General features: G+C 64.3%; 1 protein-coding gene. It reads left to right on the top strand.

Features of this window, described 5'->3' with window-relative positions; translation table 11 throughout:
• The coding region (locus tag IAE50_RS25840) for a TraU family protein (RefSeq protein ID WP_200581710.1) at positions 1-235 on the top strand (235 nt) is incomplete at both ends.

Genomic DNA, 235 nt, shown 5'->3' with positions numbered 1-235 from the left:
GAATGACAGTACGCTCTCGATGCTGATTAACCCGGAGGCCGCGCTCTTCGGCAACCTGGTGGCTCAGGCCGCCTGTTCGGCAGATGCCGCTGCCGCATCCGCCGGCCTGCCGCTGTCGCCGCTGTTCTGGTGTGCCGGGGCGCAGGGGTCAATGTATCCCCTGACCGGGTATACCACCGGGGAGTTTTCACCGCTGGAGACGTCAGTTCTGGTGACCGAGCGCATGGCGTTCAAA

It is taken from the genome of Kosakonia sp. S42 (assembly GCF_016624785.1).
Lineage (GTDB): Bacteria > Pseudomonadota > Gammaproteobacteria > Enterobacterales > Enterobacteriaceae > Kosakonia > Kosakonia cowanii.
The sequence above is the reverse complement of the archived record's forward strand: the minus strand, read 5'-3'. Positions and strand labels throughout refer to the sequence as shown.